Here is a 24,819-nt window from a genome sequence, read left to right on the forward strand (position 1 = left end):
AAAAAACAACAACTGAAATGAAAAAGTCAAAAATAATATATCTGATTAAAGGGCTGCTTATAGTCCTCTTTATGGGCTCCTGTGATGAAGGTTTTGATGAAATGAATACCAATCCGGTGCGTCTTACCTCCATTGATCCAACATTTCAATTGAATCAAGCCATTATTTCCAGTTCTCCTGGATACAACAACCTGACCTATGAAACAACCATTGTCAAGCAGATGATTACTCCCTTTCAGGGGGTGGGAACAGGTGGAAATCTTAACCAGGATAACCGATCTGCTACTCAGGGAAATTGGCAAACCGGCTACAGGACAATCGTGAAAAATTTAATAGATGGCCTTGAAAGTCTGGGAAATGCCCCTGAAAGAACAAATCTCAACAGTATCATCCGGATTTGGAAGGCCCATGCGTTCATGATGCTTACCGATACCTATGGTGACATTCCTTATTCTGAAGCAGGTCTGGGCTATATTGCGGGAAACGTATTCCCAAAATACGATTCCCAGGAAGCTATTTACACCAATATTCTGAATGATCTGGAAATGGCCGTTCAGGGCCTTGATGAAAGCAAGGACCCCATTAACCAGGAAATACTATACAGCGGCAATATTGAGCAGTGGAAAAGGCTGGGCAATTCCCTGTTGTTGCGTGCGGCCATGCGTCTGGTTAAGGTAAATCCAACTGTAGCTTCCCAATATGCCCTAAAGGCCGTAAATGGGGGATTAATGCAATCCAACGATGATAATGCGGTAGTACGGCACAATGCCGATTACCGTAACAATGTAGGGACAAATTTAAATGGGGGACAGGCACCCTTTTATTACCTGGATGAAGATTTTGTCAACTTTCTACAAAGCAATAACGATCCAAGATTGGAATCCATTGCCGTAAGGTATGTTGGGGCGCTGAGTGGGGGGGAGCAAGTGGAAGCCAATGCAAACAGGTCACCAGAGGTTCAAATTGGAATGCCTCAGGGGTATGACAATACGACCATTATACCGGTGGCAGAAGCTGCCGGGTTGGCCAGTCTGTTTAGTTATAGTCAATTGGACCGTACCCGACTGGGGAATCCCGAAGCGCCGAATTTTCTGGTTACTTATTCCCAGACCCTTTTGCTTCATGCTGAAGCAGCCGCCAGAGGTTGGGTGCCGGGAGATGCTGAACAGCTCTATCATGATGGTATCCGGGCGCATATGGAGCAAATGGCACTTTGGCCCAATGATACCGAAATAGCTCCCGAAGCGATTGATGCCTATATCGAAAATCATCCTTTGGAAACAGGCAATGAGCTGGAATTGATCAATACACAGTATTGGGTTTCCTCTTTTCTTATCGGACCAGAAACCTGGGCAAACTTCAGGAGAAGCGGGTATCCGTTGGTAAATCCCAATCCTTATCCGGGAAGCGATTTACAAAACGAGGATTTCATCCGAAGATTGACCTATCCTGATTCGGAACTTACAGTGAATAAAGAAAATGTAGACGAGGCGACCAGTCGCATGGGGCCGGATGTATTGGATACGCGGGTTTGGTGGGATGTAAAGTAGGTTTTTATGTATATAATTCTAACTTTAGTACTTTCTTCCAAATAACCAACCTATTATATTGAATGAAGCAAATTAAAAAACGATTAAAATCCGGAGAAACCCTGATAGGCTGCTGGCTTAATCTGGGTAGTTCAATAACAGCAGAAATTGTGGGGCTATCGGGATTCGATTGGGTATTGATAGACCTGGAGCATGGTGCAGGAGAACCAAAAGACCTGTTGCACCAGCTTCAGGCTTTGCAGCATACCCCGGCAGCAGCCATTGTCAGGGTAGAAAGTTACCAAAAAGAACGCATTCACCGCGTATTGGACCTGGGCGCAGAAGGGGTCATGTGTCCCCGGATTAATTCTGCCATGGAAGCCAAAACAGCCGTCCGAGGCATGCATTACCCACCAAAAGGTATCAGGGGAGTGGCCAAAATGGTACGGGCTACTGGCTTTGGTAAGGATTTCAATCAGTATAAATCCAGTACCTGGGAAAATCTTTTGGGAGTTATCCAAATAGAAACCCTTGAAGCGCTGGAGGAACTGGATCAAATAGCCGCAACTCCCGGCGTTGATGCCTTGTTCATAGGACCAGCCGATTTGACAGTTGCGCTGGGAATAGACGGAGACCTGAACCACCCCCTGTTTCTGGAGGCAGTAGACCGAATAGTTAAAGCGGCAAAAAATGCTTCCAAAGCTGTGGGAATTTTGATCTTTGATCCTTCGGATTTCGGAAAGTATCAGGACATGGGTATTCAATTGATAGCCTGTGGGTCAGATGCTACCTTTGTTGCCTCAGGGGCCCGGGACTTGCAAAGCAAGCTAAGTCAATTCAAAAAACCAGGAAAATGATACAGGACCCCTTTTTTATTTTATTGGTAGGGATGTTGATTGTGGTAGGGGGGATTTTAGCAGGCAAGTTAAATCCCTTTATTGCTTTGCTTCTTGCGGCATTGGTGGTGGCATGGATGACTCCCGCTGCGGCAATTGTAGAATTTGCCCTCAGCAAAGGCCAATCTGATGCCAATGCCATAGCCCTGGCAACCACACCTATTGGAGAAAGGATAGCAGGAGCATTTGGGAGCACGGTTGGGAAAATTGGTATCCTGATAGCCATGGCGGCGATTATTGGGAAATCCATGCTGATGAGTGGGGCAGCAGAACGGATTGTACGTTCCATTCTTGGATTGACCGGGGAAAAAAATGCCCCTTTGGCATTTCTGAGTGGTAGTTTTTTTCTTGGGATTCCAGTTTTTTTTGATACCGTTTTCTACCTCATGATCCCCCTGGCCAAGGCAATGGCAATGCGCCTTAAGGAAAGTTATCTTTTACTGGTACTTTGTATTACAGCGGGGGCAGCCATGGCCAATTCCCTTGTGCCCCCTACACCGGGCCCTTTGTTTTTGATTGCAGAAATGAACATTCCTATTGGCATGATGATGGTCGGGGGATTTTTGGTTGGCCTGGTTACCACAGCCGCTGGATATCTCTTTGCTGTATGGACCAATAAAAGAAACCAAATCCCTTTAAGGGATTCATTGGATGCCCCCTTGAAAGAAATTCAATCCCTGGCAGATAAAGACAGTACCCAACTGCCATCTCTGGGATTTTCTTTATCCCCCATATTGGTCCCGCTTTTATTGATTACCGGAAGTGCTACCATCAGCACTTTTTGGGATCAGGCAGCAGGAGGTACGGTAGGGGTGATTTTTGATGGGATTCATTTCCTGGGGGAGAAAAATATGGCTTTAATTCTGGGGGCTTTGGCCGCTTTGCTCACATTGTTTTTACAGCAGGATAAGGAAAGAGCTGGTATGAAGGGAGCGGTTCAGGCTGCCCTGACCAGTGGAGGGGTAATTATTTTGATTACAGCGGCAGGTGGTGCATTTGGCGCCATGCTTCAGCAAACCGGGATAAGTATCCGGATAGAATCAATGACCGAGGGCTTTCAGATAGCCCTGATACCCCTGGCCTTCTTTATCACGGCCATTGTCAGAACAGCCCAGGGCTCAGCCACCGTAGCCATGATAACAGCTTCCGGCATATTGTCGGGAATGTCCACCGCAGGATTGGAGTACCATCAGCTGTACCTTGGCCTTTCCATTGCCTGTGGGTCCAAGCTGATCCCCTGGATGAATGACAGTGGTTTCTGGATCGTATGTAAAATGAGCAACCTTACGGAAAAAGAAGCATTAAAGACCTTTTCACCATTATTGACAATCATGGGAATAGTTGGGTTGATTACCATTTTGGTGGCTGCCAAACTTTTCCCATTGGTATAAAAAACAGATAAACCCATAGACTTATGAAACATTTCCTGAAAGATCTGCACAGAAGAAAATTTGTTAAGTTATTTGCCTCAGGAACAGCCGGGGCATTCGCCGCCGCTTCGGCTGCTTTTGGAACAGAGAATAGTCCTGAACGGGGGACTGGCAAAGCAACAGCCAAAAAAAAGGAGGTATTGATGAAAGTTGGTTGTCAATCGGGGGGCACCTCGGAAGAGAACCTGGCTTTCAAAGCCCGCCACGGGGTATTCAATATGGATGGCGGCATGCCAAAATTCATTGAAGGAAAGGGTTGGGATCTTGAAGATTCCCTTCGGAAAAGGGATGCCTGTGAAGAGTATGGTATCAGTCTGGACGCTTACCACCTGCCTTTGTCTTCAGCAGGAATTGACAGGGTGATTATTCCCCACATCATGATGGGAAAAAGTCCAGAAAGAGACCATGAAATAGAAATGGTTCAGCAGATGATTGAGGTTGCAGCCAAAACAGGGGTTAAACTTCTGAATTACAACACCACCATCCTGCCGGTTTTACGCACTGGAAGAACGATTGATCCTGCCAGGGGAAATGCCTCCTATAGCACATGGAATTACGAGGAGGCATTGAACCGCGAACAGCAGCTTACCAAAGCAGGAAGGGCAGATGCGGATGAAGTTTTCGAAAGAATTACTTATCTTTTGGACAGAATTCTGCCGGTGGCTGAAGAATACCAGGTCAAATTAGGGAATCACATCGCGGATCCACCGGTACCAGATGCATACAATGGTATCATGCGGTGGAACAGCCCCGAGGTTTTTGAGGGTATCAAACGTTTTGCCCAGCTATATGATAGCCCATATCATGGATTTAATTTCTGCATAGGTTCCATAGCAGAAGGTCTTCGGGATCCTAAAAATGAGATTTTCCCTATTATTGATTGGGTGGGTAAACGAAAACAGATTTTCAATATTCATTTGAGGAATATTAAGGGGCGCTACAATAATTTTCAGGAAGTCTATCCGGATAATGGGGAAATGAATTTCTTTCATGTTATCCGGGCTTTGCGGGATGTGGAATTTGATGGTATGGTAATGCCCGACCATGTGCCACAACACGACGCCGAAGGAGCCGGTTTACAAGCTTTTGCTTTCGCTTATGGCCATATCATCGGTCTCCTTCAAGCCGTAAAAGATGAAGCCTGATACCAGCTGATCTTAGAATTTTCAATATGTATTATAAATAAAATTTTAATTGTTATGACGAAAGTAGGATTTATAGGTTTGGGAATCATGGGAAAACCCATGGCTATCAATTTAATGAATGCAGGACATGAGCTAATTGTGCTGAAAACAAACAAGGCAGCAGGAGACTTGACCCATAAGGGTGCCACTGCATTTTCCACCTGTAAAGAAGTAGCTGAAAATGCAGAAATTATCATTACCATGCTGCCGGATTCTCCGGAAGTAAATGAAGTGGTTTTTGCTGATCAGGGGGTATTGGCAGGTATTAAATCCAAAAGCATTTTTGTAGACATGTCTACCATTGCGCCTTCCACAGCAAGGGAAGTAGCTGAGGCCATGAAAAAAAAGGGAGTTGAAGCCTTGGATGCACCTGTTTCCGGAGGACAAGTTGGAGCTGAGTCAGGAAACCTTTCCATTATGGTAGGTGGAAGCCAGGAAGCCTATGAAAAGGTAAAACCATTATTTGAAATAATGGGAAAAAGTGCTGTTTTGATAGGCGATGCCGGAGCGGGGCAGATGACCAAGGCTTGTAACCAGATGATTGTGGGAATGACCATACAGGCAGTGGCTGAATCATTTACTCTGGCTAAAAAGGCGGGTGTAAACCTGGAAAAGATGAGAGAAGCGCTTTTGGGAGGCTTTGCCCAAAGCAGGATTCTGGATCTCCATGGGCAACGGATAATAGACCGTAATTTTGATCCCGGCTTTAAAATTAAATTGCACCGCAAGGACATGAATATTGCATTAATGGCTGGAAAGGAATTTAAAGTACCTCTATATGGGTCAGCTTTGGTAGCCAGTCATATGGATGCGGTGCTGGCAGCTGGATTGGATGAAAAAGACCACAGTGCCCTGGCTTTATTGATGGAAAAGCTCAGTGGTCTTGAGGAATAATTTAGTCCCTACCAGCCCAATTTTATTTTACCTATGAAACAAGTTCATTCAGCAAAAGGGCCCTTGATCCGGGAAATCCGTATCACCCCTATTGCCATTACAGATCCTCCATTGCTTAATGCTGCAGGATTACATGCACCATATGCCTTACGTACCATTGTAGAATTGGAAACAGAAGACGGTATTGTGGGTATCAGTGAAATTCCCGGCAATGAGGCTATTGATGCGGCCTTACGGGAAGCTTCCTCAATTATTATCGGCAAAGATGTCTATCAATTGGGTAAAATTCAACAAGAGCTGGAGGCCTGGTTTGGTAAGGACTCCAGTTTTGATCGGGGTGATGCGCCTTGGGATCAAAGAAAACTGGTCCATATATTTTCAGCATTGGAGGTGGCATGTCTGGATATCATAGGCAAAATTGTTAACCGGCCTGTAGTTGATTTGCTGGGAGGAAAGATGAGGGATGCAGTCCCCTTTGCGGCTTATCTTTTTTTTAAATATGAGGGGGCAGGAGGTAAACTGGGCTTTGCTAAGAATACTTCCGCTACCGGCTGGGATGCTGCAAGGCAGGAGAAAGCCATAGATCCGGAAGGGATTGTTGTACAGGCACGGGCCATGTGTAAAGCCTATGGTTTTCAATCCATTAAATTAAAGGGAGGGGCTTTTGAACCAGAACTGGAAGTGGCCAGTATGCAGGCCCTTTTCCAGGAATTTGGTGGGGGAGTTCCACTGAGATTTGATCCAAATGCCATTTGGAAACCGGAAACCGCCCTGAAATATGGTAAAATCATGGAGCCGATTTTGGAGTACCTGGAAGATCCGGTAAGGGGGCAGGAAAACATGGCCTGGTTGCGAAAAATGATCCGCACCCCACTGGCCACCAACATGTGTACTACTTCATTTGATGAAATCCCTTCGGGTATTGCTTTGGGATCCGAGGACATTATTCTGAGTGACCACCATTTCTGGGGTGGCTTGAGGGCTTCCATGGAATTATCCAGGCTATGTGACACCTTTGGCCGACACCTTTCCATGCATTCCAACAGTCATCTGGGAATTTCCCTGGCAGCCATGGTCCACCTGGGAGCAGCGCTTCCCCAACTTCCCTACGCCCTGGATACCCATTACCCCTGGCAGTCGGAAGAAATCATCGAAGGAGGTGCCATGAAATTCCAGGATGGTGCTGTGGCTGTGCCATCCGGACCGGGACTGGGTGTTGAATTGGATCGTGATGCTCTTGCAAAACTCCATCAGCAATACCTGGATAGCGGCCTTAAAAAGAGGGACGATGAAATTGAAATGAAAAAAGTGCATCCAGATTGGACTTTTCAAAAGACCAGATGGTAATAGAATACTTTCAATAGTCCACAATTTGTATTCTTAATAGAACAAAAGACCTGTTTTTAGGAAAATAGTTAAAAAAAACAACATGAAGCAAATCGGTATCATTTTTCAGCAATTTGTTTTCTCAGCGTTCCTTTTCCTTGTGGTTAATCCGCTGAACGCCCAACAAATTACCAAAGAGGAAATGCTTTTCCTCACCCCCCTCTGGGAAGGGGAACGATTTGAAGACGGCAGGCCAAAAGTCCCGGATGATATCATTCAGCGCATGAAGGAGGTAACCCACGACGAGGCCTGGGCGGTCATGAAAAATGAAGGATACAAGTACCAATATGCGGAAGGTTGGGAAACCATCCATCCGGATAGTATACTGGTGGGCAGGGCGGTCACGGCTACCTTTATGCCAGGCAGGCCGGATATACACGATGCCATCGATAAAAGGGGTAAGGCAGCAGGAAAAAAAGGACAGAATTCCTGGCCCGTAGATGTATTGGTTCAGGGCGATGTTTATGTGGCTGACCAGTTTGGGGCTCATATAGACGGCCCTACGATCGGCGACAATGTGGGAAATGCCATATTTGCCCGTTCGGGAAACGGGATTGTTTACGACGGTGCTATCAGGGATATTGTGGGATTGCGAGAAATAGAAGGATTTACCTCCTTTTTTACCAGTTATCATCCCTCTCACCATAACCAAAGAGGGAATTTAAATACCATGCTTATTGGGATCAACCAGCCCACCAAAATACGGCAAGCGACCGTGATGGCAGGAGATGTTGTCCTGGGAAGGGATGGGGCCGTTTCGTTTATTCCTCCTCACCTGGCAGAAAAGGTTGTCGTCACCTCAGAAATTGTAAGGCTCAGGGACATGTTTGGACACGAAAGGCTTCGGGCAGGGGTTTATTCAGCTGGACAGATCGATACCCGCTGGTCTGATGAAATAGAAAAGGATTTCTCCGGCTGGCTGAATGAACACATCGATGAATTGCCGGTACCCAGGGAGCAGGTTCAGGAAATTCTAAAAAACCGTACCTGGTAAAGCTGATTCAGCAAATCAAATCTATTTTCTTTTTTTACCTAAAGGTTTAACAAATAGGTATGAAGAATGAATAAACCTCAAAATACACCATTATGCAAAACAAATTGAACAGAAGGTCCTTTCTTTCCAAGACTACTTTGGCTGGGATTACAGGGGCCGCCTTTCTTTCCAATTATGGTTCCGGCCTTTCTGCGGCAGTGGAAAGGATGCCATCAGCTTCCAATCCCTCTGACCTGAAAATCACAGATGTCAAATGTGGCTACGTAAGGGGGGCTGTTTATGTAAAAGTATATACCAACCAGGATGTTTGGGGCTGCGGGGAGGCTGTGGATGCCATTCATGGTACTTATCACCTGGTCAAAAGATTGGGCAATCAAATCAGGGGACAAAACCCATTAAACCCCAATAGACTTGCCGAGCAGTTGAGAAAAGGGGCATTTTTTGGTGGGGCCCAATCAGGTGTTTTCGTTGCCGTATTGACAGCCATAGAAACAGCCCTTTGGGACATTACCGGAAAAGTATATAATGTACCAGTGTACCAGTTATTGGGCGGAAAATTTCGGGACAAAGTCAGGGTTTACTGTGATACAGCCCTATATACAGCAACAAACCCCAGCCCCTCGGACTATGCGGAAGCGGCCAGAGGTGCGGTGGACCGGGGGTACACTGCTGTTAAATTTGATGTGGACGACGGGCGGGATCCAAATAAATATGACCGCTTCAACTGGACAGCCAGCCCTCCTGAGATTGAAAGGATGTATAATGCCATTGCTGCGGTCAGGGAAGAAGTTGGGCCTGATATAGATATTTGTGTGGACATGCATGGCAGGTATGACTTTATTACCGGGGTTAAGATGGCCCAAAAGTATGAAGATCTTGACCTGATGTGGCTGGAAGAACCTTTACCTGCAGACAATCCTGACCTTTACCAAAAGCTAACCAGAGAAACCTCAACGCCTATTTGTACCGGTGAAAACATCTACCTGGCCTATGGATTTGTCAATTTGTTGAACCAGGGCGGGGCAGACATTATCATGCCGGATATTCAGAAAGCCGGAGGATTGGGCGAAGCCCAGCGAATAGCCAATTTGGCCAATCTGTATTACGTTCCTTTCAGTCCCCATATGGTAGCATCCTTTTTAGGAGCGATGGCCTCTTGTCACGTTTGTGCATCTGTACCCAATTTTCAGATTATGGAATGGCAAATATATATGGATACCGACCAGATGTGGCAGGATATTGTCAGCTATGATGGTCCCAGAACCCAGGATGGATTTATCAGCCTTTCAGAGAAACCAGGTATAGGGGTGGAGATCAACGAGGAGGGGATGAAGAAATATGCCGTGAAGGGGATACCCTTTTTTGAATAAGCCTATCAATTAACCAAACCCAGATACCATGAAACCTTATCACAATCCCAAATTCAATGACTTGTTCAAATTACCCGGAAAAAGCAAAGACAAAATAGAAAAGAAGTCTGAATTGCATCCGAAGCCGGTGCCTTCAAGGAGGGAATTTATGCAGAAAGCAGGACTAGGTGGCCTGACTTTAGGAGCCTTTATGTTCCAGCCAATAGAAGAAACGCTGGCCCACAGTACACAAAAGGTAAACAGAAATTCAAGCCCCTCCGAGCTGAGGATTACCGATCTCCGTATTGCTGAAGTGGCAGGTGCCCCCATGCGCTGCCCCATCATCAGAATTGATACCAACCAGGGAATTTATGGTTTGGGTGAAGTCAGGGATGGAGCCAGTGCCAGGTATGCCCTCGTATTAAAAAGCCGCTTATTGGGGGAAAACCCCTGTCAGATTGAAAGAATATTTAAAAGGATCAAATTGTTTGGCAACCACGCCCGGCAGGCTGGAGGTGTTTGTGCTGTGGAAATGGCCCTTTGGGATTTGGCAGGGAAAGCCTATAATATCCCGGTTTATCAAATGTTGGGCGGGAAGTACAGGGATGAGATTCGGCTTTATTCCGATACTACCCAATCAAAAGACCCGGAGGTTTTTGCGGATCGCCTAAAGGCAAGAATGGATCTGGGCTATACCTTTCTCAAAATGGATTTTGGGGTACAAATGGTCCGGGACAATGAGGGTTCTGTGGTCAATACCAAAGCATTTGATAAAGGGAATAAATGGACATCTGAATATGGTAGCTACAGTAGAACCGCCCATCCTTTTACCGGCGTGCAGCTTACCGACAAAGGTGTGGCAGAGATGGTAGAATATGTGGCGGCGGTAAGAAGAAAGGTGGGATATGATATACCTCTGGCAGCAGATCATTTTGGCCATTTTGATTATAAGGAATGCATCCGCTTGGGAGAAGCATTGGAGCCCTATCGCCTGGCCTGGCTGGAAGACATGGTGCCCTGGTTTTATACGGAAAAATGGAAGCAAATCACTGATGCCATCAAGACACCTACCTTGACAGGAGAGGATATCTTTTTAAAAGAAGAATTCATAAAATTGATAGATGCCAGGGCCATTGACATGATACAACCGGATTTGGCATCTTCGGGAGGTATCCTGGAAACCAAAAAAATAGGCGATTATGCTGAAGAGCAGGGAATTCCCATGGCCATGCATTTTGCAGGCACTCCGGTCTCATTTATGGCCAATATCCATTGTGCGGCAGCTACTGAGAATTTTATTTCCCTGGAGCACCACTCCGTTGATATTCCCTGGTGGGAAGACATGGTAAAAAATATACCCAAGCCCTTGGTTGTAAATGGGTTTGCCAAGGTTCCCGAAGGCCCGGGACTAGGAGTTGAGTTGAATGAAGAGGTAATCAAGCAGCACCTGGTAGAAGGTACATCCTATTTTGCTCCTACTGAGGAGTGGAATACTGACCGCTCCAATGACAGGTGGTGGAGTTGAAATTCCCGAACCCTATGGAGAGAATCTGTAACCACTTGGATAAAAGCATGGGATATGGGTTGCTTTATTAGGTTCTTTTCAAGAAATTGACGAAAAAAACTATTTAAACCTAAAATGATGATTAGAATAACGCTGGTATCTTTTGTTTTGTGTCTCACTTTTACCGGATTGGGATTTTCCCAACAGATTTCCCCAACTCCGGATCAGATCAGGGCCCTTACTTCATCCTGGGATGGGGAAAGATTCCCTGATGGGCGTCCAAAAATCCCGGATGATCTACTGGAAAGACTCAAGGGGATTTCTATGGAGGAGGCCTGGGGCATCTTGCGGAATAATGGTTACAACAACCAATTCGAAAATGACTGGATTATCTTAAAAGAAGACGAAGTATTGACTGGAAGGGCTGTAACGGCCCAATACATGCCATTCAGGGAAGATGTTAATGAGTTGGTTAAAGAGATTGGTAAAGAAGAAAACAGGGCCCAATCCGGGGGAACAAATTCCTGGCCAATAGATGTATTGGTAGATGGCGACGTTTATGTTGCGGATGGATACGGAAAAATCGTGGATGGTACCCTGATAGGTGACAACCTCGGTAACGCCATTTATGCCAATTCTGGCAATGGGGTAATTTTCAACGGTTCGGTAAGGGATATGGCAGGTCTTAGTAAAATTGACGGGTTCAATGCCTGGATCAAAGGTCATGATCCTTCTTATATTCAGGAAATGATGCTGACCACCATTAATTATCCCATCCGAATGGGCAGGGCAACTGTTTTGCCCGGAGATGCGGTTTTGGCCAATAAATGGGGTGTGATTTTTATCCCGGCTTATCTGGTCGCAGACCTGGTCATCAATGCGGAATTTACGGCCCTTAGGGACCAATTCGGCCATCAGCGACTCAGGGAGCAAAAGTATACCGCCGGTGAAATAGACAGTCGCTGGAGTGATGCCATCAAAGAGGATTTTTTGAATTGGCTTAACGACAAGCAGGACCTGCCCATGAGCAGGGAGGAGTTGGATGCCTATCTTAAAGAACGCAATTGGTAATCCGTAAAAATCCCTTTCGGCTCCGGTTGAAAGGGATTTAATTTTTTATTCAAACCAATCATTTGTTTGATAGGGTCTTTGGTATTATATTAATGCTCACCGTTATGAATGATAAACCCAAATTAATGAAAACCTTTAAGCCCTTTTGTGCTGTTGTCGTATTTTTTCTTTTTTTCCTGAGCGCATTTTTCTCACCGGCTTATCCGCAAACGAACGGCGAAGACCAATCAGTCGCGGGTAAAAGGTATTTATATGTAGCTGTACCCGGAATAAGAAATTACCTGGGATATGGTGGTCACGGATTGCTGGTTTTTGACATGGACAATGAGCACAAATTTGTAAAAAGAATACCTACCAGAGGTTTCAAAGCAGATGGAACTCCCTCCAATGTGAAAGGGATAGATATCAGCATTCCACTGAACAGTATTTTTATCAGCACCCTTGAGGGTCTGCAAAGGATAGACCTAGAAACCGAAGAGTTGGTTTGGGAAAGGCAATATGAGGGTGGGGCAGACCGCATGTCCATCTCACCCGATGGGCTGACCATGTACATGCCCTCTCTTGAAAAAGACTTTTGGAATGTGGTGGATTGCGAGACGGGTGATTTGATTACTACAATCAAAGTGGTACAAAGAGCCCATAATACCATCTATGGGCCATCAGGAAGGCAGGTTTATATGGCCGATATTGCTTCCCCCTTATTGCATGTGGCAGAAACAGAAAACCATACAGTGGCTAAAAAAATAGGGCCCTTTTCCAATGGTATCCGACCTTTTACCATCAATAGCGATGAAAGTCTTGTATTTGTTAATGTGAATGATTTGTTGGGTTTTGAGGTGGGCGACCTAAAGTCCGGGAAAAAATTGGCACAGGTGGTGGTGGAGGGCTGGGACAAGGGTCCTGTCAGAAGACACGGCAACCCCAGTCACGGCATAGGGTTGACACCAGACGAGGAGGAAATATGGATCAGCGATGGTCACAACATGCGCCTGCATGTTTTCAGTGCAAAACCTCCCTATCAACAATTGACGACGATCCCCCTTCAAGACATGCCAGGCTGGGTTACCTTTAGTCTGGATGGTAAGTACGCCTATCCTTCCAGTGGAGAGGTAATTGATGTGAAAACAAGGTCCATTCTCTATACGCTCCAGGATGAATTTTACAATTACGTTGCCAGTGAAAAAATGATTGAAGTGCACCTGGAAAACAAAAAGGCCATAGCTGCCGGAGACCAGTTTGGTTTAGGCAGAAAATAAAAAAGATTTTTCTGTTGCAACAAACATAAATTTTAAAGCCATTCGTAAAAATATCCTTAGATCATTTAAACCTCAATTGTGTAACCTATGAGTGAAAAAAGTATCATTATCCGCAATAATTTATATCAGGAATATCAGGATGTCTATACCGATGAGGTATTGTCTGCCCTGGAAATAATGGCACCTTTTAATGCGGAGGTGAAAAAGTTAATGGAAGTCCGTTTGCGCAGGAGGCAGGAACGAAGGCAAAAGCAAAAGCGGATTGATTTTTTAGACCCTTCTACCAATATCCCCGGTACTTCAATCAAAGTGGAAGATGCAAGAAGCGGGAAATTTGAAGGAACGCCCATACCCAAAGACCTGCAAAGGCAGTGGGTTCAGGGTACAGGGCCGGGTGCCAAACCCAACGCCCCTTTGGAAAGCAGTATACGAAATGTAGCCTATGCGCTGTTGTCAGGGGCCGACGGTTGGATGTTTGATGGTGAAGATGCTTTGGGTCAAACGGGTACCATGTCGCTGGATAATCAAAGAAACCTAAAGTTGGCCATTCATCGGGAACCCGTTTTTTTAACTGTGGCTGAACAGGTGGCAGCACAAATGAACAGCTGGTCCAAAGGATTTTTTGGAGAGGAGAAGATCCGGGAATATAAATCACAGTTGGATTTTACTACCGTGATTTTTAGGGCCAGGGGCCTCCATCTGGATGACAGACACCTGCGCATGAAAGATGGCGCTTCTTTTTCTGCCTCTATTGCAGATCTTGCGCTATATGTGACCAATAATTATCAGGCGCTCAGGGAAAAAGGTTCGTCTATCGTGCTTTACCTGCCAAAGATCCAGACAGCTGAAGAAGCGGCTTTATGGAACAAGATCATATCCCATCTGGAAAAACACCTTGGATTGGAAGAAGGAGAGGTAAAGGTTTATGTTTTGGTGGAACAACTTGAGGCAACTTATCAGCTGATGGAAATCAGGGCAGCCCTGGGCAAACATTTTGTTGGATACAATACCGGCAGGTGGGATTATATCAATAGCGTATCCGATGCCATGGCCTGGGATCCTTCCTTTATCAACCCAAATATAGAATCCATAGGAATGACCTATGGTTACATGAGAAATTACGAAGACCGGGTAAGAAGGGCAGTCAATACGGCTGATAAGCTTGGGAATTTCGCCCTTTGGCAAGGAGGAATGGAGCCTAATATACCGGTGGGCTCAGAAGAAGGCGTGAGCAACAGTATGAATAAAGCCATTTCAGGAGCAGAGAGAGAGCAGCGGGAGGGAGCAAGTGGCAAATGGGTAGCGCATTGGAAAATGGTTCACATTATTCGCCCGGTATGGGAAAAGAAAGGTGAAGCCAATCAATTGGGAAGAAAATTTCCACCGTTGACTTATTCTGCCGAGGATGCAGCTGGCTTGATACTACTAGAAAAAGCACCAAGGACCATCAGAGGAGCCAGAAACCTGTTGAGTGTTGGTTTGCAATATGGCAATGCCTTTGGGCAGGGCATGCAGGCTGCAGCTCTGAAACCTGCTGATTTCTTTGGAGATGATGATGTCCTTTACCTGATGGAAGATATGGCTACAGGAGAAATCCGTTTAAGTATTCTTTGGGAATGGCTTCACAAAGGCGCTGAAATAACGGAAGATGATTCCGAAACAGGCTTGGTCCAAGGGGATACTTTTACTGAAAAAGTATTCGATAAATTACTTAAAGAGGAATATGATAAGCTGCTGAACGCCAATAACAAAGATGTGTACAATGCATCTAAAGATACAACCCTTCCAATTGCAAGGAAAATCGTTGACGTGTACGTCAAAGAGGACATTAAAATTCCCTGGTTTATCGATTTATTGAATATCAATTTGAATAATACTGATTTGAAAATTGCGGAAGATAGGATAAACCTTTATGTGAAGAAATTGAAAGAAAAGGGAGAGCGGGTCACTGAAAATCTGGATTTTACCCTGTAAGTCTTGCCGGAATGCCATGTCGATAAACCTGCTGTTTTTACTTGCTCTTTTCCCCATTTTACTTGCCGCAATTATGTTGGTAGGTTTCCGGCTGTCTGCCAGGATCACCATGCCGGTAACTTTTGTGCTGACGTCGGTTCTGGCCTATATCTTTTGGGAGATGTCATTGCTGACCATTGTGGCTGCCACCATACAAGGTTTTTTCATCACCTTTGATATTTTGTATATTGTATTTGCAGCGATACTGCTACTCAATTTATTGAAATATTCCGGTGGGGTGGATACCATCCGGAATGGTTTTCAGGGAATTAGTGCAGACAGGAGGGTACAGGTGATCATCATTGTTTGGCTTTTTGGGTCATTCATCGAAGGCGCAGCTGGCTTCGGTACCCCTGCGGCAATTGTTGCCCCCTTACTGGTGGCCCTGGGCTTTCCGGCCCTGGCTGCGGTGGTTTTGGGAATGATGGTGCAAAGTACAGCGGTAACATTCGGGGCCGTAGGTACGCCTATATTGGTAGGGATAAGGGGTGGTCTGGAAAGTCCCGAATTGACTTCCAGACTAGATTTACTCGGTTGGGAATTTTCAGAAGTGTTGCTCAAAGTCACCGCCAACGCGGCCATTATTCATGCAGTTGTGGGAACTCTGATGCCATTTTTGATGGTATTGATGCTTTGCCGGTTTTTTGGAAAAAACAGATCATGGAGGGAAGGTCTCCAAATTTTTCCCTTCGCCTTGTTTGCTGGCTTTTGCTTTACATTGCCTTATTTGATAACAGGAATTTACCTTGGGCCAGAATTCCCTTCATTGATTGGCTCCTTGGTTGGTTTGGCTTTAGTGGTCACAGCGGCTAAAATTGGCTTTTTGGTTCCGCGGAAGGTTTGGGGTTTGGAAGCTTCCGATGCCTGGCCACCTGCATGGAAAGGTACCTTAAATATCCCTGCTGCCGGCTCCAAGAATTCGGTTGCCAGGGTAACTTTGATTAAGGCCTGGATGCCATATGTTTTTCTGGCCATTTTATTGGTCATCAGCCGATTACCCCAATTGCCCGTTAAAGCCTGGCTTACTGGTATATCATTTGGTCTGGAAGGTATTTTGGGCACCAACATTTCAGGCAGCAGTACCCCCTTTTATTTGCCAGGGACCATCCTTTTATTGGTTTGTTGCATGACCTATTTTCTCCATCAGATGAAGGGTGCTTCGGTGAAGCTTGCTTTAAGAGATAGCGGTTTGATGATCCTGAAGGCAGGAGCTGTACTGCTATTTGCCGTGGCCATGGTGAGGGTATACATCAATTCCGGAGAAAATGATTCAGGCTTGGTAGCCATGCCAATTTTAATGGCTGAATGGACGGCAGGAAAGGTAGGGATGATTTATCCTTTTTTTGCCCCCATGATTGGAGCTTTAGGTGCATTTATAGCCGGAAGCAATACTGTCAGCAATCTGATGTTCAGTCTTTTTCAGTATGGTGTTGCCGACAAGTTGGGAATGGCCCCCACCTGGATCCTGGCCTTGCAAGCCGTGGGAGCAGCCGCAGGTAACATGATCGCTATCCATAACGTGGTGGCTGCTTCAGCTACGGTGGGTTTGTTGGGCAAAGAGGGGAGTGTACTGAGGAAAACTGTTTTACCTACCCTTTATTATTTGATTTTTACAGGATTGATAGGGATGCTTCTAATTGGTCTGATAGGAGTGGTGGATCGCTTTTTGATCAATGTTTAGTAAAATTATCATCTTTTTAATTGATAAAATTGATTATCATGTTCTAATGTGATATATTTAATTATCGTTTAATAACAGGATATTATAATGATTGCAATCATAACCGGAGACATCAAGGATTCCAGGATGGTACCAGCAGAAAAATGGATGGGGCTGCTAAAGGCTGAGTTGGGGATTTGGGGCAAAACAGGAGAGGACTGGGACATCTACCGGGGAGACAGCTTTCAATTGAAATTGCAGGATCCTGCGGATCTGCTGCAGGTTGCTATCAGCATGAAGGCAAGGATCAAATCAATAGCTCCCTTGGATATCAGGATGGGTATCGGTTTGGGAGATGAAAATTTCAGGTCAAAACGCCTTCTGGAAAACAACGGAACAGCCTATATACATTCTGGGGAAGCATTTGAGAACCTGTCAAAAAGCAACCAGGCTTTGCTGATAAAAAGTCCCTTTGATGTATTTGATCAGGAAATTAACCTAATGTTGAAATTAGCGCTGACAGTAATGGATGAATGGACAGAAAATTCAGCCAGGACGGTTTACCTGGTCATGAAGCACCCCGAAAAAACACAGCGGGAACTTGGGGAGATGGAGGGAATCAGCCAGCATGCCATAAGTGCCAGGTTAACCAGAGCCAGGTTTGATGCAATCAGTGCTTTGTTGGATTATTTTCCCCGTAAATTGGAAATGTACTTGTCATGATCATTTTAATTAAGCTCATATTGGCCCATTTATTAGGAGATTTTGTTTTTCAACCCAGGAAGTGGGTAGCAGCTAAGGAAAGGAAAAAGATGGGTGCTTATCAACTGTACCTGCATTTGCTGGTACATGGCTTGTTACTGATGCTTCTGGTAGCCGATATTGATTTTTGGCCCTATGCTTTGGGAATCACAATGGCCCATGGGCTCATTGACCTGATAAAATTATATGCTCAAAATGAGCAAAGCAGGCGGTATTGGTTTTTTATCGACCAATCCGGCCATTTTCTTACTTTACTTGTCGCAGTATGGTACTATGACCATTCCCTGTTTGACTGGATTTTTCAGCTCAGGGACAAGCATTGGCTGGCAGCCACAATTTTTGTGTTTTTATCTTTACCTTCATCCGTGATCATCAAGACCATTATTTCCAGATGGAACCCGCTGCCGGATGATCATTCCGCTTCGCTGGATAAAGCAGGCCAATATATAGGTATACTGGAGCGCTGGTTTGTATTTGTATTTATCATGGCGGGAAGATGGGAGGCCATAGGGTTTTTGGTAGCCGCAAAATCAGTTTTTAGATTTGGAGATCTCCGGCAGTCAAAGGATAGAAAATTGACGGAGTATATTTTGATTGGAACTTTATTGAGTTTTGGATTGGCTATTTTAAGTGGCTGGATGTACGATCAATTTTGAACGTAAAAGAATGGATCTATAAATCCCCTTTTTGGAACCATAAAAGAATCTTTTTTTACTGTTGATGGAATGAGCAGGCGAGAAGCAAATAAAATTTCCCAGGCTGCCTCTGCCATAGCCTGTTAAAAACCTTGTAACCAATTGATTTTAAGTAGGCTAAATTGGATAAATCCCTTTTAAGTCTTTGGCAAATGCAAAATAGTTGGTATAAAATAATCTATACAATTGATTATGTTTTTCAAAATTAAAAAAATGTTTTGTTCATTTTAAAGGTAAAAAATATCGTAAAATATTATATTTACCATTTTTTATCTGTTACCTTTAAATCATCAAACAGCAATAAGATAAAAGAATATTTGAGATTTAGGCATCCGTTTTTTTAAACCCGGCCCCAAGGTCTGGAAAAAGGAAAAATGGACAAAGTGTAAAAGCTTTGAAGGAATTTTGGTTAGTTGGTTATTTTTTAATGTAGGGTTTGTCCGGGGTTTCATGAAAATTGAAACTCCGGCCTTTTTGTTTATAGGGCTTTACAGGAATCGACTGACTTACCTGGATTGAATTTACTTTCAAAACATATCCTTAAAATCCAGCCCTGTAATGGCCTACCATCAAGGCATCAATTATTTTGGCAACTTCTGTGGGAGGTGTTTTGGGCATGAGGTACTGCTGCTGCCCGTTTTTATCCGTTTTCCACCCATTGCTGCCATCATCATGAACTATTGCCATTCCTTTGGGGCTTAGCTCCCAATAGCTGTCTGGTGAGATGAGGTACAGCAATATAGATTGGTCCCAACTTTGCCTGCCCGAAAAGTCATTGTACAATTCGTAACCCATATAGACGGGGCTATCCGATTTCAGGGATTTTTTAAGATAGTCTCCTCCGGTAATGATTTCATTGCCGATTTCCCATCCGGAATAGATCACCCTGCCCGGCCATTGCTCCGCTGTGATTTGGGTGGATTCCGGGTCAGGCCTGTAGAAATTGGCTTCTTTGCCCACTGGGAATTGTCCGCCCATACAGGCCCATAGTTTTACTTTTTTTCGGATCAGTTCAAGACCTGAGAGTTTACTGATATCATCAGGAGCAGACTGGATCAAATGCTTCAGATTGGTCAAATGACCTATGGTGACAATGGTTACACTGCTGTCTGCTTCTTTTGCCAGGAGTTTACGGTATAGCCGGGTTGCATCTTCCGCATCGGCATACTTGTTTAGCCGCTTTGGAAAGGAATGGCTAATCGACCTGGTGTATTTGGAGAATTCTCTCAATGCAATTCCTTTTTCTACTCCTATGGGAATCTCAGGCCTTTCGAAATAATGGTTGATGGCATCGGCACAAAGTGGAGCATGAAGATCATCACTGGTAACAATGATGCCCAATATTTCTACCCGTTCATGATCTTCAAGGGTATGCAACATGGCCATTGCCCCCACATCATCTACATCCGAATCGAGATCAGTGTCCAGGATGACCTTTTCGGTTTGGGCAAAAGTCAATTCACAGCAAATCAGGCAAAGCCAGGAAAGGAGTAAATTTTTCATTAGCCTATTTTTCTTTGACCTTTCCATGAGTCAGGTAAGATACCAATACAATGGATAACAAGCTGGTCAACATGGCAAAGGTTCGGAAGGGAAACTGTATGCCAGCAACAGGATCATTCATTGGGTAGGGTAGGAAGGGTTCTATACCGAAAATGGGTTCTCCACCGCCAAACCTCAAAATCAAGCCTACCAGAATTCCTGCAATGGCACCATATTGATTGCTTTTTTTGAAATAAAGCGCCAATACCAATTGGGGAAACAGTACCACATAGACCAGGTCGGCACAGAGGTACCAAAGCTCATACACACTTTGAAGCGTCAGGGCCAGCCAGGTGGAAACGGCCCCAATTACCAAAATAGCCAAACGGATGGTTAGTTTTATTTGCTTGTCGGTACAGGCAGGTTTGATGAGTGGGCGGTATAGATTCCAGGTAAACATGGAGGCGGCAGATAATATAGAGGAATCCACAGATGACATTACCGCCGCCGCAACTGCTCCCAGTCCAAGGGCTGCGATCAAAGGAGGTGTCATTTCCAGTAGTACATAGGGAAGGACCATGGTGGCTTCGGGAGCTGTTCCCAGGGTGCTTGTGCTCCAATCAAAACCAACACCCGCTACTCCGATAAATATGGCAGGTATGGCCATCAGGGCGCAACAAATCCCACCAAATATGGAAAGCCTCACAGCGGATTTATCGGAATTGGATGACAATACGCGTTGGAAATAAACCTGCCAGGGTATGCCTCCCATGACCAGCAACAAGGCAAAGTCCAGCCAAACCCATATCCCGTTTCCCCAATCCGGATCATTGCCAGTGAAGGCATTTAAGGATGGAAATAAGGTAAAGCCATTGGCTATGTTTTGATCATAAAGCACCATGGCCTGCTCTAATCCGCCGATTTTATCCAGAGCAAAAGGTATGCTGATGCCCAGACCAATGATAATAAATGCGAGTTGCACTACATCGGTATAGGCTACAGACCACAGGCCTCCCAGCATGGTATAGCCCACCGCAATACTCGCCGATACCAGAATGGCAGTTTCCAGATCCAGGCCAAATATAGTGGCGAAAGTAATTCCCAGGGCAGCCAATATAGCAGCACTCCAGAAAATTTCCCCTATCAAAGCGGGGATGAAAAGAACAGCGGCGGTCTTTTTGCCATATTTGTTTTCAAAGACATCGATAAAGGTGGTGAAACCAAAGCTTCTGATTTTTTTGGCAAAAAACAAACCGCCCAAAATCAAACTCAGTGCATATCCCCAGGGAGCCTGGGCCCAGACCAGCCCCCGGGCACTGTCATATACTGCCTCGCTGGTGCCGATGATATAGCCGCCACCTACCCAGGTAGCTGTCATGGTAAAAATCCCTATCCATGCGGGCATCCGCCTGCCTGCCAGTAACATGCCTTGCGAGCTTTGATCTCCCGATTCTTTTCTACTGGCATAATATCCAGTAAGCAGAATGATCAGGTAAAAGAAAAGGGTTACGAAAATGCCTAGCGTCCTGGTATCGATGATATTGTAGTTTTACTTCCCAAACCAATTTATGGGCTGGGGGTTAAAATTTTGGTAAATGTGTTTGATTTCCTGAAACTCTTCCAGGCCAGTATGGCCCAGTTCTCTTCCAAGACCGGATTGTTTGTATCCTCCCCATGGCGCCTGGGTGAAGTACACGTTGAAATCATTGACCCATACAGTGCCAAAACGCAGGGCTTTGGATACCCGATCGATGCGTTCGGGATCTCTGGACCAAAAACCTCCGGACAAGCCATAAATGGTATTGTTGGATTTTTCAATGGCTTCTTCTTCCGTCTCAAATTTTTCCACATGTACTACAGGTCCGAAAACTTCCTCTTGTACAATGCGCATGTCTTCCTCGCATCCGACCAATAGGGTAGGTGCATAAAAAAAACCTTCTCTTAGACCCGGATCCTCCGGTCTTTCTCCCCCAACGAGCAGTTTGGCACCTTCCTGAACCGCAGTTTGAACATGATTTTCGACTTTTTGCAATTGGTCAGCGGAGATCAAAGGGCCCATTTGGGTCTTTTCATCCATACCATTTCCCAATCGGATATTTCGGATTCTTTGCTCCAATAAGGAGACTACCTGGTCATGGATACCGGAAGCAACTAGCAGCCTGGTGCCGGCAGAACAAATTTGTCCGGCATGGAAGAAAACACCGTTGAGGATAAAATCTATGGCTGTTTGCCAGTCGCCATCCTCAAAAAGGATATGCGGATTTTTGCCTCCCAGTTCCAGAGCTACTTTTTTGACGTTTCCGGCAGCGGCCTGCATGATCTTCTTGCCAGTCAGCACCCCACCCGTAAAGGAGATCATGTCTACGGAATGATTTTCTGCCAGTTCTGCACCTACTGAATGACCCGGACCCAGTACGGTATTGATCACCCCAGGGGGAAAACCGACCTGCAATGCCAATCTGGTCCATTCAATGGTAGTCAGAGGAGTTATTTCGCTGGGTTTGATGACCAGCGTACATCCTGCTGCCAGTGCCGGAGCAATTTTCCAGGCGGCTTGCAATAAAGGGTAATTCCAGGGGCAGATCATCCCTACTACGCCTACCGGCTCCCTCTCCAGACGGCTTTGCGTATTTGGGTTGGGGCTGGCTATTACCTCTCCGGCCTGCTTATCGGCCAGTCCGCCGTAATACCTGAAAATCCCCGCAATATCATCCATGTCCCACAGGCTTTCGGTGTAGGTTTTTCCCGTATTCAGGGTTTCCAGTTCTGCCAGCTTTTCTTTATGGGCCTCAATGAGGTTTCCCAACTCATAAATCATTTTACCACGTTCTGTGGCAGATATTTTTGACCACTCTCCCTGGTAAAATGCATTTTGGGCACTTTTTATAGCAGCTTTGGCATCTTCCCGGTCACCTTCCGTCACATGAGCAATGACTTTTTGGTCAAAGGGATTTTGGATGGACCTTTGGGCTCCGCTTTTTGCCGGCACCCATTGGCCATTGATGAATTGATGAAGTAAATCCATTAATGGGTAAACTGATTTTTTTCCACCTTAGGTGAATGTTTGTAATAAGGAACCTCTTGTGGTGCTTCGGGGGTATTTCCCAGCAAAATGTCAGCAGCTTTCTCTGCAATCATGATCACCGGTGCATAAATGTTGCCATTGGTAATATGGGGCATGACAGAAGCATCCACCACACTCAGATTAGAAACACCATGAACCTTTAGCTGGCTATCTACTACAGACATATCATCATAACCCATTTTACAGGTACAACTGGGGTGGTAGGCACTTTCCCCCTCTCTGGCAACAAAGTCCAGAATTTTCTGATCGGTGTCAACACCATCACCAGGTGAAATTTCCTTTCCTCTCAAGGTATCAAAAGCAGGTTGGTTGATCAGTTTGCGCGTACAGCGTATGGCTTCTATCCATTCTTTTCTTTCCTGATCGGTGGACAGGTAATTGAAAAGAATACTGGGGTATTCCGAAGGATCATCGGACTTTATTTTCACATGTCCCCTGACATCGGTGTTCATAGGCCCTACATGCAACTGGAAGCCATGTCCTTCATTGGGAGCCGAACCATCATAACGGATGGCAATGGGTAAAAAGTGATATTGCAGGTTGGGGTAGGCCACCTCATCATTGCCTCTGATAAATCCACCGGCTTCGAAATGGTTGCTGGCTCCAACGCCCGTTTTATTGAAAAGCCATTCCAGACCGATTTTGGGTTGGTTGTAAAATTTCAGGGAAGGGTAGAGGCTAACCGGCTTTTTAGCTGCCCATTGCACATAAACCTCCAGGTGATCCTGAAGGTTTTCTCCTACTCCTTTGAGATCGGCTACTACAGGAATGCCTAATTTTGTCAATTCTTCCCCGTTACCAATCCCGGAGAGTTGCAATACCTGAGGGGAATTGATGGCTCCCCCACAACAAATGATTTGACCGCCATGTGCGGTATGCATTTTTCCTCCCTTGGAAAAGGTCACACCAATTGCTTTATTACCATCAAACAGGATTTTAGAAACATTTGATTTCAAACTGATGGTCAGGTTTTTGCGATCCATTACAGGGTGCACATATGCCCGCGCAGCGTTCCAGCGCCTACCCTTATATATAGTGGCATCAAATTTCCCGAATCCTTCCTGCTGGTAACCATTTACATCCTCGGTCAATGGGTAGCCTGCCTCCTGCACAGATTTAAAGAATGCATCAAAAAGGGGATTATCGCATTTTGGCGTGGTAAGGTGCAATGGGCCGCCTTCACCCCGGTAACTATCCCCCCCGATCAGCCGATTTTCCATGCGTTTAAAATAAGGGAGGCAATGGGCATAGCTCCAGGCCTCTAACCCTTCGTCTTGCGCCCACTTTTCATAATCAAGGGCATTGCCTCGAATATAAATCATGCCATTGATACAACTTGATCCGCCCAGCACTTTTCCCCTTGGCTGGTAGATCCTTCTATTGTGCATGTATGGCTCGGGGTCCGATTCGTATCCCCAATTGTAAAAATTATTACTCAAGGGGTAGGTAAGTGCTGCAGGCATGTGGATCCTGAAATCCCAGCCATGGTCCAGCCTTCCTGCTTCAATAACGAGTACTTTGTTTTTAGGATCTTTGCTCAATCTATTGGCCAACACACTTCCGGCAGAGCCGCCGCCAATGATGATAAAATCATACTTATCGTTCGGCATTATTTAAAATTTGTAACTG

19 protein-coding genes are annotated in these 24,819 nt (G+C 45.3%); 15 read left to right on the forward strand and 4 right to left on the reverse strand.

Annotated features, from left to right (window positions below; all coding sequences use genetic code 11):
* Positions 1-17: 17 nt before the first annotated feature.
* From G9Q97_RS11390 to G9Q97_RS11460, 15 genes are all read left to right on the forward strand, one after another.
* Positions 18-1,550: a SusD/RagB family nutrient-binding outer membrane lipoprotein gene (locus G9Q97_RS11390; RefSeq protein ID WP_166146924.1), complete on the forward strand. Its 1,533-nt coding sequence runs from the start codon at positions 18-20 to the stop codon at positions 1,548-1,550.
* Between the two features lie 62 nt (positions 1,551-1,612).
* Positions 1,613-2,386, forward strand: a complete 774-nt coding sequence (locus G9Q97_RS11395; RefSeq protein ID WP_166146926.1) for an HpcH/HpaI aldolase family protein — start codon at positions 1,613-1,615, stop codon at positions 2,384-2,386.
* Positions 2,383-3,816 carry a GntP family permease gene (locus G9Q97_RS11400; RefSeq protein WP_187357721.1) on the forward strand — a complete coding sequence of 478 codons (1,434 nt, stop codon included), beginning with the start codon at positions 2,383-2,385 and terminating at the stop codon, positions 3,814-3,816. Before G9Q97_RS11395 ends, G9Q97_RS11400 begins: the two co-directional genes overlap by 4 nt.
* A 23-nt stretch (positions 3,817-3,839) precedes the next feature.
* Entirely contained in the window at positions 3,840-5,000 is a 1,161-nt protein-coding gene (locus tag G9Q97_RS11405; protein WP_166146928.1) for a mannonate dehydratase, read from the forward strand.
* Between the two features lie 54 nt (positions 5,001-5,054).
* A complete protein-coding gene (locus G9Q97_RS11410) occupies positions 5,055-5,933 on the forward strand; it encodes a 2-hydroxy-3-oxopropionate reductase (protein WP_166146930.1) in 879 nt (292 codons plus the stop codon).
* A 33-nt stretch (positions 5,934-5,966) separates the two neighbouring features.
* Positions 5,967-7,280, forward strand: coding sequence for an enolase C-terminal domain-like protein (locus G9Q97_RS11415; protein WP_166146932.1), 1,314 nt, complete (start codon positions 5,967-5,969; stop codon positions 7,278-7,280).
* 82 nt (positions 7,281-7,362) lie between these two features.
* Positions 7,363-8,313, forward strand: coding sequence for an RraA family protein (locus G9Q97_RS11420; RefSeq protein ID WP_166146934.1), 951 nt, complete (start codon positions 7,363-7,365; stop codon positions 8,311-8,313).
* A gap of 92 nt (positions 8,314-8,405) precedes the next feature.
* A complete protein-coding gene (locus tag G9Q97_RS11425) occupies positions 8,406-9,683 on the forward strand; it encodes a mandelate racemase/muconate lactonizing enzyme family protein (protein ID WP_166146936.1) in 1,278 nt (425 codons plus the stop codon).
* 148 nt (positions 9,684-9,831) lie between these two features.
* Positions 9,832-11,187, forward strand: a complete 1,356-nt coding sequence (locus G9Q97_RS11430) for a mandelate racemase/muconate lactonizing enzyme family protein (protein WP_246255633.1) — start codon at positions 9,832-9,834, stop codon at positions 11,185-11,187.
* Positions 11,188-11,301: 114 nt separating this feature from the next.
* The gene (locus G9Q97_RS11435; protein ID WP_394352987.1) at positions 11,302-12,237 is read left to right on the forward strand and encodes an RraA family protein; all 936 of its coding nucleotides are present in this window, start codon (positions 11,302-11,304) and stop codon (positions 12,235-12,237) included.
* A 125-nt stretch (positions 12,238-12,362) separates the two neighbouring features.
* The gene (locus G9Q97_RS11440; protein ID WP_222851973.1) at positions 12,363-13,493 is read left to right on the forward strand and encodes a YncE family protein; all 1,131 of its coding nucleotides are present in this window, start codon (positions 12,363-12,365) and stop codon (positions 13,491-13,493) included.
* A gap of 87 nt (positions 13,494-13,580) precedes the next feature.
* Positions 13,581-15,467: an aldolase/citrate lyase/malate synthase family protein gene (locus tag G9Q97_RS11445; RefSeq protein ID WP_166146940.1), complete on the forward strand. Its 1,887-nt coding sequence runs from the start codon at positions 13,581-13,583 to the stop codon at positions 15,465-15,467.
* A gap of 16 nt (positions 15,468-15,483) precedes the next feature.
* Positions 15,484-17,187 carry an L-lactate permease gene (locus G9Q97_RS11450; RefSeq protein WP_166146941.1) on the forward strand — a complete coding sequence of 568 codons (1,704 nt, stop codon included), beginning with the start codon at positions 15,484-15,486 and terminating at the stop codon, positions 17,185-17,187.
* 87 nt (positions 17,188-17,274) lie between these two features.
* Positions 17,275-17,889 carry a hypothetical protein gene (locus tag G9Q97_RS11455; RefSeq protein WP_166146943.1) on the forward strand — a complete coding sequence of 205 codons (615 nt, stop codon included), beginning with the start codon at positions 17,275-17,277 and terminating at the stop codon, positions 17,887-17,889.
* On the forward strand, positions 17,886-18,584 hold the full coding sequence (locus G9Q97_RS11460; RefSeq protein WP_166146945.1) for a DUF3307 domain-containing protein: 699 nt from the start codon (positions 17,886-17,888) through the stop codon (positions 18,582-18,584). The genes G9Q97_RS11455 and G9Q97_RS11460 overlap by 4 nt, the downstream gene beginning before the upstream one ends.
* Positions 18,585-19,163: 579 nt before the next feature.
* Here the strand turns inward: G9Q97_RS11460 and G9Q97_RS11465 are convergent.
* From G9Q97_RS11465 to betA, 4 genes are all read right to left on the reverse strand, one after another.
* Positions 19,164-20,126 (reverse strand): nucleoside hydrolase, encoded by a 963-nt coding sequence (locus G9Q97_RS11465; protein WP_166146946.1) that lies wholly within the window; start codon positions 20,124-20,126, stop codon positions 19,164-19,166.
* A gap of 4 nt (positions 20,127-20,130) precedes the next feature.
* Complete coding sequence (locus tag G9Q97_RS11470; RefSeq protein ID WP_246255622.1) at positions 20,131-21,531, reverse strand: sodium:solute symporter family protein; 1,401 nt, start codon at positions 21,529-21,531, stop codon at positions 20,131-20,133.
* Between the two features lie 123 nt (positions 21,532-21,654).
* Positions 21,655-23,130 carry an aldehyde dehydrogenase family protein gene (locus G9Q97_RS11475; RefSeq protein WP_166146948.1) on the reverse strand — a complete coding sequence of 492 codons (1,476 nt, stop codon included), beginning with the start codon at positions 23,128-23,130 and terminating at the stop codon, positions 21,655-21,657.
* Positions 23,130-24,800 (reverse strand): choline dehydrogenase, encoded by a 1,671-nt coding sequence (gene betA / locus G9Q97_RS11480; RefSeq protein WP_166146956.1) that lies wholly within the window; start codon positions 24,798-24,800, stop codon positions 23,130-23,132. Before betA ends, G9Q97_RS11475 begins: the two co-directional genes overlap by 1 nt.
* Between the last annotated feature and the right edge of the window lie 19 nt (positions 24,801-24,819).

The sequence above is a fragment of the Cyclobacterium plantarum genome, from assembly GCF_011290685.1.
Lineage (GTDB): Bacteria > Bacteroidota > Bacteroidia > Cytophagales > Cyclobacteriaceae > Cyclobacterium > Cyclobacterium plantarum.